The following is a 15,708-nucleotide window of genomic DNA, read 5'->3' on the forward strand; positions in this document are numbered from 1 at the left end:
TATTCGCGGTCGTGAAGACGGGTGCGGCGCGCCCGTCGATGACGCGATCTGGAAGGCCTCATGCACCCCCTGTCCCTGGACCTCGCAGGTCAGAACCGACAGCTCGACCCCCGGCGCCCGTGGACCGTGGGCTCCTCCCAGTTCGCCGATGTCCGCATCGATCACCCAGGCGTTCAGGACATCCACCTAATCCTGCGGTGGTCCGGGGCCTCCTGGACGATCGAGGACCGCGGCTCAGAGACCGGCACCGCGTTCAACGGCTTCCGCCTCCACGCCCACATGGCCGCTCTGCTCGAGTCCCCCGCCCAGATCACTCTGGCCCCGGACACCGGCCGCGGCTTCGTGATCGCCATGACGCCGCAGCTCCCGAGCGCACCGGCTGCCGGGCCGGGCCCGTCGGGTGGGGCCGCCGCAGGCTCGTCGTCGATGACGGCCCCCGGAGCACGGTCCGCGAGCGCCGCTCAGGGGCCGGGACAGGGTTCGACGCCCGCGCACGCCCAGCAGGCACAGGGGCAGCGCAGCGCCTCGCCTCAGGCGCCGGGCCAGCAGGGCTCCATGCAGCAGGCCCCCGGGCAGCACAGCTCTGCGCAGCGAGCTCAGGACCGGCAGGGCCCCGCGAACCGTGCCCCGTCGCACCAGGCGCCCGCACCCCAGCCGCCGGCGGCCGATCCGGCCCAGGCGCGTCCCGTCGATCTGCACTCCGAGGACATCCAGCTGGCCTCGGTCGAGCCGACCGTGTTCGCCCTGCCCGTCGAACAGGCCGCCCAGGACCGACGGAACCGCGAGCGCAGCACTGAGCAGAAGCGCCCGGCCCGGGATCAGTCCGGCCCGTCGCTGGATGACATCCACTCCGCCGAGATCCCCGCGGCCTCGGCCGAGCCCACGGTCTTCGCGGTGTCGATGAACCGGGAGCTGGCGCCGCAGCGGGAGCAGGGCCCTGATGCCGAGGAGGCCTCGGGCGCGGATCCGGCCGTGCAGATCGAGCAGCGCTCGTGGGTCAACCGCCCCGAGGCCGCAGAGATCCTGCGCGCCCCGGAGGAGGACGCCCAGCTGCGCTCCGGCATGCGCCTGTCGCCGGCGTTCCGGGCCCGTGAGATCGGCGGGTCGCTGACCGTCGGACGCGATCCGTCGGCGGACGTGCTGATCGACGGCCTGCTGGTCTCGCGCCGCCACGCCCAGGTCAAGCGCACCGAGCGCGGCTCGATGCTCACCGACCTCGGCTCCACGAACGGCACGTGGGTCAACGGCCAGCGGATCTCCGGGACCGTCGAGCTGCTGCCGGGCGCGCAGGCCGTGATCGGCGGCGTCCCCTTCCGCCAGACCGAGGTCGGCCTGGCGGAGGTCGTGCGCACCGAGGGCAACACCTCGATCATGGTGCAGGACCTGACCTACACGGTCCCCGACCGCAAGAACCCGCGCCAGCGCAAGACGCTGGTCGACGACATCACCCTGGAGATCCCGGACCGGTCGCTGATCGCCGTGATCGGCCCGTCGGGCGCCGGCAAGTCCACGTTCCTGAACTGCATGCTCGGCGACGTCAACCCGGATCAGGGCCGTATCGAATACCACGGTCTGGACATGGCCCAGTTCGGCTCGGCACTGTCTTCGCAGATCGGCATGGTCCCGCAGGAGGACGTGCTGCACCGCGAGCTGACCGCCCAGCAGGTCCTCGAGTCCACAGCCGCGCTGCGCCTGCCCGAGGACGTCGATCGCAAGTCCCGCAAGGCGCGCATCGCCTCAGTGCTCGATGCCCTGGGCCTCACCGAGCACGCGCGCACCCCCGTCTCGCAGCTCTCCGGCGGCCAGCGCAAGCGCGTCTCGACCGCCATGGAGCTGCTCACGGGCCCGCGCTACCTGTTCCTGGACGAGCCGAGCATGCTCACGGGGGATACCCTTCGTGGCTTGCCCCTTCAGACTAGCGGGTACCACCTTGCCGCGTAAGGGCCCCGGCCTGCCGCGGTGTCGAGTCCCCGCCCTCGTCGAGGAATGGAAAGCGCACCCCCAGATTCTGGGTGTCCGCAGCCTACGGTGCGAAGCCCTCGGACCACGGAGCCTCAGTAGGAGTCATGGCCGAGTGTTCGGCCGGCCTCCATCGGCTCCCCGCCCTACGTTGACTATCGTGCGGGGTCGATGCGAGAGGTGTACTGATTGGACGCCACCACCGAGCACTCCACGGCATAATTGGCCCAACCCGCAACGTACTGACCGTCGCCATCGGCAGCTACGCAGTCCCGCGGGATGCCAACATGATCCGAGGTCTCCAATGCGTGTCAGCAGACTACAAATAAAGAACTTCCGAGGCGTGTCTGAAGGGCGCGTTGACTTCAACGGGAACGCACTATTGGTAGCCGGCAACAGTGTTGGGAAATCCACCGTCTGTGAGGCTCTCGATCTTGTCCTCGGACCTGAACGAATGCTGCGCCGCCCGATCGTTGACGAGTACGATTTTTTTGGGGCCAAGTATCAGCCCGAAGGTGAAGACACGCCTCAGATTGAGATCGAGGTAGTGCTCGTCGACCTCGATGCCGCCGCGGAAACTCGTTTTGGCGACAATCTGCGCAAGTGGTCCGAGGCCGATCGCGACTTTGCCGACTACGACCCAGGCGCGGTCGACAGCGCCGATCAGCACCCTTGGTGTCTTCCACTCGTATTCGTCGGCAGGTTCGACCCTGAAGAGGACGATTTCGAGGGCAATACATTTTTCGCACATCCTCCCCCCGTTGTTGACGATCTCTCAGAGGATTCCGAAGTGCTCGGTGAGGGCCGACGTCGATTCAGCCGCGAGGACAAGCGTCATTGCGGCTACTTATACCTCCGCACAACTCGCACCGGCACCCGAGCGCTCAGCTTCCAACGTGGCTCATTGCTCGACACGATCGTCCGGCTCGAGGATCAGGCCACGGGCGAGCTATGGGAACGAGCCCGCACGGCCTTAGCAGACCTCGACGTGCGCGACGAATCTAGACTGGACTCAGTCCTCAACGAAGTCCGCCAGCGAATCAGTCGTTTCATGGCGATCAATGGTGACGAGGTCGGGCTGCACCCGTCAGACCTCACCCGCGAGTCGATCCGCGAAACCCTTCGAGTATTCGTCACTGCCTCGCCAGGCAAGCATGCGGTCCCCTTTAACAGGCTTAGTACAGGCTCGCTGAATCTCCTTGTTTTCGCCCTGCTGACCTACATCGCAGAACTAAAGGGTGACGAGTCAGTGATTTTCGCCATGGAAGAACCCGAAATCGCACTACCTCCACACGCGCAACGGAGACTGGTCGATTTCGTTACCAGCCGAATGGGGCAGGCCATCGTCACCTCTCACTCCCCATATGTCATCGAGCGTTTCGCTTTCGAGAACATTCTGATGCTCAAGCGCACCGATGACGGCGAACTCACCAGTGACCAATTCAGCATCGATGGGCTGATGAAGCCCAAGAAGGTCCGGGAAGAACGCCGGCAGTTTGCCGAGGCTATCTTGGCACGAGGAGTTCTTGTCGTCGAAGGCGGCACTGAAGCCTCGGTCATCCCCGCCGTAGCCGACATCATGGATGCCGACCCAAGCGTTGAGTATACCCACCTCGATCTCGCAGGCGTCAGCATTTACGACGCCAAGAGTGACGGACAAGTGCCGGGATTCGCCCCAGTATTTAAGACTCTCGGAAAACGCTGCTACGGCCTCCACGACACCCCAAACAGCCCGTTCCCGCCGAACGCTACCACTAACGCTCAGCATTTCGACAAATATCTCGTGATTCCGCATAAGAGCATCGAGAAGCTGCTGATCGACGAGATGCCCGAACGACCGAAGCGCTCATTCCTCGCACGAGCATCGTTGCTTCCAGACTATCCATCCGATGCCGGCCTCTTGCCTACGAATGCCGACACGAACGCCGTAGACGCTTTAGTGGAAAGTGTTCTTCTCAAGCGAAAAGGGGCCTACAGCGGCTACGCCGCCATGCTCGTTGCTGAGGCCACAGACGTCAGCGAGCTTCCCCGCTCGTACGTTCAATTCCTGCAAGCCATCGATACTGATATGGCGAGCATCGGCGCGGCAGCAGCCACCGACGAAGCAGCAGGTCTCCACAGCCTCGCGCAAGAGGAACCGGATGGGGCTATTTCCGAGACCGCCGCGGAACCAGAAACTGATCCCAACTCCGGTGTGGAAACACGATGAGGGAAATCGAGCTCGATGAGCGGCGCAAAGCCATCCTGGCTTCAACCGGCCATGTCATTATCGAGGGGGGTCCCGGCTGCGGCAAGACGACGATCGCTCTCCTGAAGGCCGCACAGTGTTGCTCGAATCTTAAGCCTGAGCAGCGAATTCTGTTTCTTAGCTTCTCTCGTGCGGCAGTACGGCAGGTCACCGATCGTATGAAGACCACCCTGAGTTCTGCCCAGCGAGCGGCACTCGAGGTCCGCACCTTTCACGCCTTCTTTCTTAATCTCGTTCGCAGTCACGGACGGCTCCTTACTGGCACACCGGCACGCTTTATCACACCCGAACGGGAAGCGATCATCCGGGCAGACTTCGAGGGTGACGACAACGCCTGGAAGACGGAGAAGCGACGCCTCGCAACCGAAGAGTCTCTCTATGTCTTCGACACCCTGGCACCCACACTTGCCGAACTCCTTGAGCGTAGCAACGATCTACGCAACCTGTATAGCCGGCGGTATCCCATCATCGTGGTCGACGAGTTCCAGGACACTAGTACAGATCAATGGCGAGTCGTACACGCGCTCAGCGCGACAAGCACGATTATCTGCCTTGCCGACCCCGACCAACGGATTTACGATCACATCGAGGGGGTCGACGAGCATCGTCTAGAGGTTGCCAGAATGGCGCTTCAGCCGACGACTTTTGATCTGTCGTCCGACAATCACCGAAGCCCCGCATCTGGGATCTTAGAATATGCGAACGCAGTTCTACGTAACACCCCTACAGAGGCACCACCCAACGTGCGGTTGTTCGGGTATCGGTATAAGAAGCCCGAAGTCATGACGCACCTCATCACCCAGAAGGTGTTCTCGGCACTCTCAAGACAGTTGAATGCTCCGCCCACAATCGCCATCCTTACGCGCGTAAACACCTTCGCAAGCCGGATCTCCGGAAACCTCGCGCTGGAGCAAGAGCAGAACGGCGAGACAGTTGCACCTATCGACCACGTTCTTCACTGGGATCCCGAGCTCGCGGCCGCTTCCGCCCTCGTCGTTGCAAGCATCTTAGAGTGGCCCACCCTTTCTGTTAAGGACGCGGTCGTCAGCACCCTCAACTGCATCGCCGACTATTATCGTGTCAAGCTCGGCCTGGGTACCGCCGGAGCCCGGTCAAAGATCACCACGATTGAGCGTTCCATCAAGGCGGTTCGCAACGAAACAAGACCAGCTTCAAAGACAGCCAAAAACCTTCTCGAGCTAGCGAAAACGGCTCCCCCGCTATCTGGAAGGAGTGTTACGGATTGGCAGACGGCACGGCGTGCGCTCAAGGGTAGTGCTGAGCTCGACGAGCTGGCCGGAAAAGTCCGCCTGATACGCATGCTCAACGCTACGGACGCCGTCGCACGGGCATTGTCGGAAACCTGGAATGGCACAACTGGATACGCTGGCTCAGTTAACACGGTCCGAACAGCCCTGGCCGCCGAAGCGATCAATGTCCAACAAACTGACCAGGTTCCAGTCCATGTAATGACGATGCACAAATCCAAGGGCAAAGAGTTCGACGCCGTCATCATCGTGGAGAATCGACATGACCGGCCGCTCCTCAATCCCCAACCAGGATCGAAGGCTCAAGACGCAGACCGGCGCCTGCTGCGCGTCGCGATCACGCGGGCCCGACACCTCGTTGTGCTGATAAGGCCGAACGGTGCAGTGCCACTCACTCCACCGCTACGGAGTTTATAGCGCCACCTTGTATTCTACGCGGTCGTGCCCGCTGAGTGCGTTCCCGACGATACTTGCCAGGCTCGTGGCCTGCGCCGCCAGGCTCTGCGGCCTCCGATTGCTGACCGCGGAGGCATCACATTCAGCGGTTGCTGACGGTCGAAACGAACTCGATCCAAGAAAGATGGAAGCAAAGCTCGACTGGGCACCTAAATACGCCGACTTTCCGGGAGCGAGCCCGGCATACCATCGACTGGCACGAAGATCACCGAGTAGGTGGGAGAAATCCAAGGACGGAGTTGAGCCAGAGTATCGCTCACGATGCCATTAGTCTCCACCCTGCGCACCGATAAACCGTACCGCAGATGTCAGAGAGCTTTCAGCGGTCACAGGGGGAGACGACTGTGGAGTTGGGGTTGATGCGTCGCCAGTCGTGCCACAGTTGCTTGAGGTCGTGGGCCTGACCGGCTTGGAGGGAGATGCCGCGCTCACCGGTGCGACGGGTGCGGCCCCGGATGATCATGAGTTTCGCGGCGAACAGTGCGGGGCCGGCTTGTTGCTGGGCTTCCTCGAACAGGGCGATGTCGATGCAGCCGGTCCCGTCGTCCAGGCTGATGAACACGGTGCGTTTCCCTGATCGCATCGGCGGAGTCTGGGTAGCGACACGGACGCCGGCGACGAGGACCTCGCTCCCGGAGCGCAGGCCGAGGAGTTCATCGGCCTTGGTGACGCCGAGTTCATCGAGCAGGGGCTGGTAGGTGTCGATGACGTGCCCGTCAACCTCGGTGGAGAGGATCTCGAGGTCGGTGGCGATGCGTTCGCTGGTGCTGGGGTCGGGGATGGTGGAGTCGATGAGCATCTGATCGCTGAACAACGTCACCTGCCCGGCAGGCACGGTTCTGGCTGTCTTGCGGGCGTCGGCGGTGAGCTGGCGGACGTAGGCGATGATTCCACCCCGGGCCGCGCGTCCGTGCTCGTCGAGGGTGAGGCTGTCGAGTGCCCCGACCCTTGCCAGCCGCAGCAGGAGCGGGCGGGAGGGTCGGGCGCGCTGGGAGAAGTCGGTGATCGACGTGTAGGGCTGGCTGGCGACGATGCGGGTGATCTCGGGGTCGGTGATTCCGGTGATGTCGCGTAGCGCGAGGCGGATGCCCTTCTCCTCTGGGGAGAGGCGCTCCACGTGGTAGGAGCGGGTGGAGGCGTTCACGTCGACTGGGAGTAGTCGGATGCCGATCCGGCGGGCCTCGGCGACCAGGAGCCGGCGCGGGTACATGCCCGGGTCGTGCTCGAAGATCCCCGCTAGGAACTCCACCGGATAGTGCGTCTTCAGCCAGGCGGACTGGAACGTCGGCAGCGCGAACGATGCTCCGTGGGCCTTGCAGAATCCGAACGACCCGAAGGCGGCCACGTTGGTCCAGATGCGGTCGATGTCCCGGTCGCTGAACAGCCGCGCGCCCTGGTCGACGCGCTGGCGGGTGCGGGTGCGGAACTCGTGTTCGATGGCGTCGAGGTTGCCGGTCATGGCGCGGCGGACCTCGTCGGCCTGGGCGAGGCTGATGCCCATGCAGTCCGAGAGGATCCGCATGAGCTGCTCGTGATAGATCACCACCCCATAGGTCTCCCGGAGGAACGACCGGAACCTCGGGTGGAGGTAGGTCACGGACGCGTAGTGCAGTTTGCGGTCGATGAACGGCGCGGTCATGTTCGCCTGCATCGGACCCGGCCGGTACAGGCTGATGTCGGCGATGAGGTCTTCGTATTGGTCCGGTTGCATCTTCCCGAGCAGTTCCCGCTGTCCGGGCGACTCGATCTGGAAACAGCCCAGAGTGTGGGTCGACCGGATGAGCTCGAACGTGGCCTCGTCGTCGCGGGGCACCTGCTCGAGGTCCACCCGCCCGTCGGCGGACACGTACGGGGCATCGACCGGCAGCCCGCCTTCGATCGCGGCGGCGGGCCCGTTGACGCGCTGGATCTCCCCGACGGTGTAGGCGAGGGTGGATTGCATCCGAACGCCGAGTACGTCGAGTTTGAGGCAGCCGACGTCGTCGATGTCCGTCTTGTCGAACTGGGACATCGGCAGGGCCATGCCCGAGGGTTGCGTGGCGGTCAGGGAGAGGAGGTCGTTGTCGCCGAGGATCACCCCGCAGGGGTGCATGGAGATGTGCCGCGGGAGCCGGTCGAGACGCTCGGTGAGATCGAGCAGCAGGGCCAGTTGCGCATCGGTGCGGACTCGGGCGGCAACGTCGCGGAGCTCGGGCTTGGTGTCGAGCACGGTGCGGAGGTCGCGGGCGTTGAGCCTCCAGATGTTCTCGGCGACCTGGTTGATCTGCTCCTCGCTCAAGCCCAGGGCGGCGCCGGCGTCGCGGACGGCGCCGCGGGCGCGGTAGGTCGACTGCATCGACAGCAGGGTCACCCGGTGAGCGCCGTACCGGTCGAAGATGCTCCGGTAGATGTCGTGACGGCGCGCGGACTCGACGTCGATATCGATGTCCGGCAGAGTGCTGCGCGCGGTGCCGAGGAACCGCTCGAAGAGCAGATGGTGTTCGAGGGGGTCGATCGAGGAGATGCGCAGGAGGTGGTTGACGAGGCTGCCGGCGCCGCTGCCGCGGGCCTGCACTCGGATATTCATCTGGCGGAGGTGGTCGACGACGTCGGCGACGGTGAGGAAGTAACTCTCGTACCCGAAGCGGTGGATCGTCGCCAGTTCGGCGTCCATCCGGTCCCGCACGCGGGCCAGCGCCTGGCCGTAGGCGTGGGGGTAGCGTTCGGCGGTCGCGGTCTCGCACCGCTGGCGCAGCACTCGCACCGGGTCCTGGCCGGCGAGGCCGATTGCGTCGAGCTCGGGGATCTTCGGCACCCGCCATCGCAGGTCTTGGTCGGGGTCGAGGCGGCACCGGTTGGCGACCCGTTCGGTCTCGGCGAGCAGGTCGGTGGCGTCATCGTGGCGCAGGCCCGCGTATTCGACGATCTGCCGGGCTAGATGCTGCATGGCCTTGGGGGGTTTGAGCCAGGCCTGCGCCGTCTGCTGCTCGAACTGCCCCAAGGGCATGAGCAGAGCGGCGGCGTCGAGGACGTCGCCGGTGATCGCATCACCGGGCTGCAGGTATCGCACGGCGTTGGTCAGCAGTGCGGGTACGCCGAGGGTGCGGGCGAGCTGCAGCATGTCCGCGGCGTGTTGGAGGCTTGCGCGGGTGCCGGGCTTGGTGTGATGGCAGACGATCTCCACGACTACTCCGCCCGGGAGGCGGCGGCGCCATGCCTCGAGCAGCTTCTGGGCGCGGCGGCGGTCACCGGCCTGTACGGCGCCGCCGACATCGGAGCCCGGCCCGAGTAGCACCGTCGCGACCGGCCCGTTCTCGCCTGCGAGGAATGCCCGGACATTGTCGGCGGTGATCCAGGCGTTGCGATGTGCGGTGCCATGCGGGGTGCGGGCGCACTTCTTGCGGCGTGGGGAATGCGCGGCGGAGGTCAGCCGGACCAGACCCGCCCAGCCTGCGCCACCGGTGCGGCCGTGTGCGAGCACGGTGATCTCGTAGAGGTTGTCGTCGCTGTCGCGGGTTTGCAGGTCAACGCCGACGATCGGATCGGTGCCCGCGCGCAGGCAGGCGCGGACGTGGCGGATCGCGCCGTAGATGCCATCACGGTCCGTGATCGCCACGGCATCCGCTCCCGCTGCGACCGCGGCGGCGACGAGGGCTTCGGGGTAGGCGGTGCCGTGATGGGTGGTGAAGCAGGAGGCAACGCGGAGGTGGGTAAAGGTGGGCACGAGCAGACAGGGGGTTAGTCGAAGACCGCTGTCACCGACCACAGCGGGCCGTCCGCAGCGGCGAGGTCAATGATGAGGAGCTCGCCGTTGTCCAGCGCCTTAGCCTGCACCTGCCACATGTTCCGCTCCACCACGAGAGGCTCGGTGTTCTTGGGCGCGCGATCGGCGGGTTCCCACCACGGGATCCGCTCGACCCACGGGATCGGTCTGGAGCGGACCACGAAACGCCGCCCGTCCCACATGAACGTGGTTGGGGCCCCATCCGGGGTCCTCCACACCGTAGCGACCTGCGCTCCCGTTGCCGTCTTCGCAGTCATGCTCCACACCTCCCGATATTCGAACACCCGTTCGAGGGATCAGTGTAGGGCGCCCCTCAGACACAACTCGAACCTGAATGCGGCGGGGCTCTCAGACAACAGGCCCACCCCTCCCGCGGCGTAGCAGGCTGACGGAGGACCCAGTGGGCTTGGCAGCGACGACGGCCCCCGCCGAAGACTCGACGGACAACGTAGCCGTCGATGCAGCCGATCCAACACGGACGGACCAGTTGACGCTCCGCTCACCACATCCGAGACCGCGGCCGAGCGCCGGAAGCTGGCGAGGCGAGAGTTGAACCGATGGCGCGCATCGAGAACCCATGGAAAGATCACGTCCATCAACCAGGTAGGCCACGCACCTGCGCCGATCGCATGCGGGCCGTCGATAGCAGCCAGGTCCACAAAGGTAAGATTGCACAGACAATAATAAGGAGGTGTCGAGGTGACTTATTCACTGCGAGCCATTCGGGGTGGAACGGGCGTCAGCGACGACAATCGAGAAGCGATTCGGCAAGCAACCATGTCTCTTGTCGATGCCGTCCTCAAGGAAAACAGCCTAGCCTGGTCCGATATCGAATGCCTTTGGTTCACGATGACGTCCGACCTTACAAGCGAGATCCCTCCCCTGGTGCTTCGTGAGGCCGGAATCGATGTGCCAGCGCTCTGTGCGGCGGAGGCGAACTGGAGAGGCCAGCCGGAGCGGACAATTCGGGTTCTCGCGTTGGCCAGAGTCCCCGAAGGCGTCTCAGTGCGGAATGTCTTTCAAGACGGCGCGAGTCGCGACCGGCCCAGCTCTTAAGAACCCTCATTAATGACCCCAGGAGCCTTGGCTCGCCCGCCTTGTCGCGCCGGCTCTCAGCCATCCAGCGCCATCTTTCCGGCCCAGTATTACTGCCGCGAGAAGTCAGGGTTAACCGGAGTTAAGCGTTGAGATTAGACGCAAGAGCGGGCGCCTGGAGGCGTGAGAGTGCGAACTCGACCATTTCTTGCACTTCTTCTCGTGTCCCCCCGGTACGGGCTCGTACGGAGATTCCCCACTGCACGGCGACAACGTAATCCGCGAGCGCGCCGGTGTTCGTGTCAGAGGGTAGATCCCCCTCACTGACGGCTCGGTCAAATCTTGACATAAGTCGAGCTCTGTGCTCGTTTCTGATGCGGGTGAGTTCATCGTGCGCGGAACTGGAATCGGGAGTAACTCCAAGCGCTGCTTGCACGATGAGGCAGCCGTTGGGTGTGTCCGGGCCGGTGCTTGCGTCGGCTGCGCTCCGCCAGGTCTCCGTGATGACCTTTATCGCGGTTGGCTGTTCTAGGGCGTCGATCGTGTACGCGGCAACGGTTTCCTGGTAGCGCGCAAGTGCGCGCTCAAATAGCGCTTCTTTGCTCCCGAAGGCCTTGTAGAAGCTTCCTCGCTGTATACCGAACGCATCAGTGAGGTCATTCAGGGTTGTTCCATCGTAGCCCTTTTCCCAAAAGATCAGCATCGCTTTGTCGATTGCGGCGTCAAGATCGAATGCTCTGGGGCGTCCAGGCTTCACGGTCCCTCGTCCCTCCTTCGACTCGAGCAGTCACCGTACTTGACCATCATGCCACACGCCTGTTAGATGGTGACCGTGCGGTCAACAATTGGTCTCCGACGGTCCTTGGCCCCCGCTCGGTACGCAGTTGCCGAGCGGGAGGGCACCGGTGGGCTGAGCAGGCGTAAGTGTGTCGCGCTCAGTAGCGCCACGGCGGCGGTGGCGGTGTCGCGCGGCGGGGCCCCCGACTCTGCGGCCGGTCCGCCAGGTGGTCGCACTGCCGCTCGGGGCCACCCGAGTCACCTTCTTGGAAGGCGTGAGGCCTGCGTGAGTCTCACCATTTTCATACGTTGGCGGCCTCGACAATATTTCTCCAGAACGGCGTCAAGAAGGAAGAATTAGAATGACTCAGGTACCAAATATTGCCGAACAGATCGAGACGATATTAGGCGAGGATCGCGCGCCGCTTCCGCCGCAAAGGAATGTCGGCGAGTACGAGCCGCGCACAACGTACGGCGATCTAAGGCCAGCGTCGGTGGACGAGGTTCGCGCCATCGTTCGGCGTTTCTCCGAATCACCCGATGCACCTCAGCTCTATGCCGTGAGCACGGGGCGCAATTGGGGTCTGGGCTCCAAGGAATCAGCGACCGACGGTGCGACCCGTATCGAGCTCTCCGGTCTGGGCACGATCCGACAGATCGACCTCGAACACGGATGGGCCGTCATCGAGCCAGGGGTCACCCAGCTCGACCTTGCCACCCGGCTCACCGACACCTCACGCATGCTCAACGTGACAGCCTCATCGGGTCACACCAGCATCCTCGGTAACGCCCTCGATCGCGGGGTCGGTCTCTACGGGCCCAAAATCGACGACCTCCTGGGCCTAGAGGTCGTTCTCCCCACCGGAGAGGCCATCAGATCAGGTTGGTGGCCCCGTGACGACGGAGTGGCCACCCCGCTCAACACGCACGGACTCGGCGCTAGCCACCTCGGACTGTTCTCCCAGTCCAACCTCGGCATCGTCACCGCCGGGATCATTCGTCTGCACCCGCGGCCGAGCGCACGCCGCACCCTCAGTCTCACCTTCGCCGAACGCGACTACTCCACGGCCGTCGACGCCCTCCGCGGTATCGCGCTGAACGGGCTCAATCGTGGCGTCATCAAGATCTACGACGACGTGTCCAACCAGTCATACGGCGGTGCCGCGGGCACCTTCACTGCCTTGCTCAACGTCGAGGGCACGCCGGAGACGGTCGAGGCTGTCTCGAAGGTCGTCAGGGCGGAGCTCGAGTCCTCCGGTGCGTTCGCCTCCTACACGGACTCCACCGACGGCACCCTCCGCGGAGACACCGTGTTCGATGTCGTCGACGCCGCATTCTCCGGCGATCCCTCGCACAACGAACGGATGCTGCGCGCGGCGGTCGGCGCCGAGGCGGAGGACGTCGATGAGCACGGAGGCGGATGGCTCTTCTTCCTGCCGTACGTCCCCTTCGATGGCAGTTCCGTGATGCACGCCCGCGAGCTCCTTGCGCAAGTACGGGCCGAGACCGGGGTGGAATGCGGATCGACCGTGAACGCCTTGAACCCCGACGTCATCGACCTGGTCGTCACCATCCGCTTCGCCCGGACCGCGGAAGCGGCTGAACGAGCACACAAGGCGCTCGACCGGCTCTACGAGCTGTTCATCGAGGCAGGCTTCCCGCCGTACCGACTCGATGTCGACCACGCCACGACGACGGATTCGACCGCCGCCAGCCCGGCCAGTGTCGACCTCAAGCGCCAGCTCAAGGCTGTCCTCGACCCCCACTCACTGATCGCCCCGGGCCGATACGCATAAGCCCAGCCGCGCCACGCGCGGGCCGGGCGAACTCCCCCGACCGGACTCCACTGGCCAGGTCTCTGGCCCCGGATCCCGACCTTCGAAAGCTGAGGGACTCACCCATGACACAACCACCCATCACCGTCGTCCTCTTCTCCGAGGTCAACTCCAAGCTCGGAGCACCCTTCCTGGACCTCTTGGCCAACCACCCGCTCGTGGACTTGGCAGCAGTCGTCACCTCTCCTCCGGGGAAGGTCAGCCCTTACTTCACTCAGGACCAGCAGCAAGTCGATCTCGAGCGGCAGGCCACGGCACTCAAGGTCCCGGTCTATCGACCGAGCACCGTCAACGACCCTTCACTGCTCACAGCGCTCCGAGAGATCGCACCGGACTACTTCATCGTCGGGAACTTCCAGCAGATCCTGAAGGAACCGCTGCTGTCCATCCCTCGCGTCCTGCCCGTCAACTTCCACCCGAGCCCGCTGCCGGAGTATGCCGGGATCGCGCCGTTCTACTGGATGATCCGCAACGGCGCGAGGTACTCGGCGATTACGGCACTGGAGATGACCGCGGGTCTTGATAGCGGGCGCATCATCATGCAGCGCCCGCTGCCTCTGACCGGGAGGGACACGGCGATCGAGCTGCGCACCCGGCAGGAGCAGGCGAACGTGGAGATGCTCGCAGATTTGCTCCCGCAGCTTGCCGACGAGACGTTCACGCTCACGCCCCAGGATGAATCGTCTCGTTCCTACTTCGGCTGGCCGAAGGACGAGGATTACCGCCTCGACTTCACGGCCCCGGCCGAGGAAGTCGATCGTGTCGTACGCGCCGGATACCGACACCCCGGCGCCCACGCGCAGACGCCATGTGGTGAGCACCTCACGGTTCTCAGGGTCGACTTCGCCGGCGGTGTCGTCGTTCCGCCCCTGGCCTCGCCCGGCACGTGGATCCGCACAGATCACGGCGTCTTCGTCGCGTGTGCTGACGCCTGGCTCCGGATCGTCACGGTCGAACAGGGCCTCACCGAGATCGCGGCCGCCGACCATCCGCTCGTTGATGAGTTCGTCCGGCAGACCACCGGCGAACTGGCCCACGCGGGATAGCCCGCACGCCTCACCAGGGCCGCCACGGCAGCACCGCGCACTCTGCGGGCCGTGACCGGGCCAGAGCGAGGCGATACCTACCAGCCGAAGGAGAAGGCAGTGCTCGAAACAATGCTGCGTCAGCAGGACCACCACTACTTCGCCGCCGACGCGCGGCTGCACGAGATACTGGACTGGATCAGCGCACACGCTGATGCCCTCGCAGAGTTCGGTGCAGAAGCCCGTCAGGCACGACAGCTACCGCTCGCATGCGTGGCACTCCTGCGCGAGAATGGCCTGTTCGACCTGGCCCTCGACGCGGACGCCGGCGGCGTCGGTCTGACGTCCGCGGGACAGGCCCGGGCATTGGAAGAACTCGCGAAGATCGACGCGAGCATCTCCTGGTGCGTCATGATCGGCATGGACTCGGGCATCTACCGGGGATTCGTCAGCGACGACGTGCGCAAGGAGTACTTCCCCCGGCCCGGTCTCGCCACCGCTGGATGGGTGCACCCACAAGGGCGCGCCGAGGATCTCGGCGACGGCACCTGCCGCATCAGCGGCCGATGGCAGTTCGCCTCCGGGATCGACCACGCCGATGTCGTCATGGCCGGCGTGCTCTACAAGCAGCACGAACAGGACTCCGGCTCATGGCGGATCGCCGTGCTCGACAAGACCCAGGTCACGATCGAGGACACCTGGCACACCTGGGGCCTGCAGGGCTCGGGCAGCCAGCACTATCACGCCGAGAACCTGATCATTCCCACCGAACGCACCCTGTCACTCTTCGAGCCGACGCTGCCCGGCCCGATGCACCACCCTCACGACGGCATCCTCCGCAAGATGGCCGGAATCCCCCTCGGCACCGCAATTGGCGCCCTGCAGGTCGCCGTGGACGCCACGACGAAGAAGACCGCAGGGCTACGGGACAACGGCGGCCACGCGAATGATCGCGTCCTGAACAACGTCGGGCGGATCACCGGCGACATCCTCGCCCTGCGAGCTGCCGTCTACGACTCCCTCACCCAGGCCTGGACTGTCTACACCGACACCCCCGAGAACACCGAGGAAGTCCAGGCCGCCCTCGTCGCAACCGCAGCCGTACGCCAGCGCGCCTTCCGCCGCTGCCGGGAACTCGTGCTCGACGCTGCCGACCTCCTCGGTGCCCGCGGCGTCTACACCGCCTCCAGCGACCTCGGCGCCCGCGTGACCGACATGCAGGTGATGACACAACACGCCGTCGGACAGGAATCCCTCCTCGACCTCGTCGGCAACCGCATCGTCGGCGGCGACGCCACGGACGCCTTCCTCTGACCATCGGCCCGACCCGCGATTGGCTCGA

The 15,708-nt window shown here is 64.7% G+C and carries 10 protein-coding genes; 7 read left to right on the plus strand and 3 right to left on the minus strand.

Annotated features, from left to right (window positions below; translation table 11 throughout):
- The first annotated feature begins 60 nt into the window (after window positions 1-60).
- The 3 genes from FFS25_RS06030 (at window position 61) to FFS25_RS06040 (ending at window position 5,892) form a co-directional block, all read left to right on the plus strand.
- Entirely contained in the window at window positions 61-1,941 is a 1,881-nt protein-coding gene (locus FFS25_RS06030; RefSeq protein WP_137802234.1) for an ATP-binding cassette domain-containing protein, read from the plus strand.
- A gap of 361 nt (window positions 1,942-2,302) precedes the next feature.
- A complete protein-coding gene (locus FFS25_RS06035; RefSeq protein WP_212742720.1) occupies window positions 2,303-4,168 on the plus strand; it encodes an ATP-dependent nuclease in 1,866 nt (621 codons plus the stop codon).
- Window positions 4,165-5,892 (plus strand): UvrD-helicase domain-containing protein, encoded by a 1,728-nt coding sequence (locus FFS25_RS06040; protein ID WP_212742721.1) that lies wholly within the window; start codon window positions 4,165-4,167, stop codon window positions 5,890-5,892. Before FFS25_RS06035 ends, FFS25_RS06040 begins: the two co-directional genes overlap by 4 nt.
- A gap of 358 nt (window positions 5,893-6,250) precedes the next feature.
- On the opposite strand, the gene FFS25_RS06045 is transcribed toward FFS25_RS06040, so the two are convergent.
- Both FFS25_RS06045 and FFS25_RS06050 read right to left on the minus strand, forming a co-directional pair.
- Window positions 6,251-9,634 (minus strand): DNA polymerase III subunit alpha, encoded by a 3,384-nt coding sequence (locus tag FFS25_RS06045; protein WP_137802236.1) that lies wholly within the window; start codon window positions 9,632-9,634, stop codon window positions 6,251-6,253.
- A 14-nt stretch (window positions 9,635-9,648) separates the two neighbouring features.
- Window positions 9,649-9,951: a DUF6504 family protein gene (locus FFS25_RS06050; RefSeq protein ID WP_137802237.1), complete on the minus strand. Its 303-nt coding sequence runs from the start codon at window positions 9,949-9,951 to the stop codon at window positions 9,649-9,651.
- A 442-nt stretch (window positions 9,952-10,393) separates the two neighbouring features.
- On the opposite strand from FFS25_RS06050, the gene FFS25_RS14130 reads away from it, so the two are divergent.
- Window positions 10,394-10,750 (plus strand): chorismate mutase, encoded by a 357-nt coding sequence (locus FFS25_RS14130; protein ID WP_137802238.1) that lies wholly within the window; start codon window positions 10,394-10,396, stop codon window positions 10,748-10,750.
- A gap of 121 nt (window positions 10,751-10,871) precedes the next feature.
- Here FFS25_RS14130 and FFS25_RS06060 read toward each other — a convergent pair whose 3' ends face one another.
- Window positions 10,872-11,486 (minus strand): TetR/AcrR family transcriptional regulator, encoded by a 615-nt coding sequence (locus tag FFS25_RS06060; RefSeq protein WP_137802239.1) that lies wholly within the window; start codon window positions 11,484-11,486, stop codon window positions 10,872-10,874.
- A 382-nt stretch (window positions 11,487-11,868) separates the two neighbouring features.
- Here FFS25_RS06060 and FFS25_RS06065 point away from each other — a divergent pair, with 382 nt between their 5' ends.
- The 3 genes from FFS25_RS06065 to FFS25_RS06075 all read left to right on the plus strand — a co-directional run bounded on the left by FFS25_RS06065 (window position 11,869) and on the right by FFS25_RS06075 (window position 15,680).
- Window positions 11,869-13,302 carry an FAD-binding oxidoreductase gene (locus tag FFS25_RS06065; protein ID WP_137802240.1) on the plus strand — a complete coding sequence of 478 codons (1,434 nt, stop codon included), beginning with the start codon at window positions 11,869-11,871 and terminating at the stop codon, window positions 13,300-13,302.
- A gap of 104 nt (window positions 13,303-13,406) precedes the next feature.
- Window positions 13,407-14,387 carry a methionyl-tRNA formyltransferase gene (locus FFS25_RS06070; RefSeq protein WP_137802241.1) on the plus strand — a complete coding sequence of 327 codons (981 nt, stop codon included), beginning with the start codon at window positions 13,407-13,409 and terminating at the stop codon, window positions 14,385-14,387.
- A 99-nt stretch (window positions 14,388-14,486) separates the two neighbouring features.
- Entirely contained in the window at window positions 14,487-15,680 is a 1,194-nt protein-coding gene (locus FFS25_RS06075; protein WP_137802242.1) for an acyl-CoA dehydrogenase family protein, read from the plus strand.
- Window positions 15,681-15,708: the final 28 nt, after the last annotated feature.

It is taken from the genome of Kocuria sp. 2SI, from assembly GCF_005502825.1.
Lineage (GTDB): Bacteria > Actinomycetota > Actinomycetes > Actinomycetales > Micrococcaceae > Kocuria > Kocuria palustris.